Annotated in this window: 1 pseudogene; it reads right to left on the reverse strand. The window is 44.1% G+C overall.

The features are described from left to right. Positions 1 to 415, reverse strand: a pseudogene (locus tag FNK51_RS26265) (SF1B family DNA helicase RecD2); the annotation flags it as partial.

Raw genomic sequence — 415 nt, forward strand, 5'->3', positions numbered from 1 at the left:
ATATGATTACTTTATCGACATGATCGGTATTTTCTTTAGCGAACAATATGGACACGATTTCACCCATATCGCCATTAAAGACACCCTCCTCTGGCTGGTTCACCAGTTGAAGCACCTTATCTCCCGTTCTGTATATCACATCTCCGAATTTTATTTCCCGCCGCTTTTCATTCACATTGCTATTGAACAATTCCTGAAGCATTTTATTCAGGGCATCAATCCCGGCAGGCCCTCTATACATGGGAGCAAGCACCTGTATATCCTTGGCCGTGAAGCCTTTCGTCCTCGCATTGGCAACCACTTTCTCGATTACTTGGGGGATTTCACCTGTTTGGCATCGAATGAACTATCGATCTTCTTGCTGTTTCGTGACATCATCCGGAAGCCTTCCTTTTTTGATTTCATTGGCCAATTC

It is taken from the genome of Bacillus sp. B4EP4a (assembly GCF_006680105.1).
GTDB classification, from domain to species: domain Bacteria; phylum Bacillota; class Bacilli; order Bacillales; family DSM-1321; genus Peribacillus; species Peribacillus simplex_E.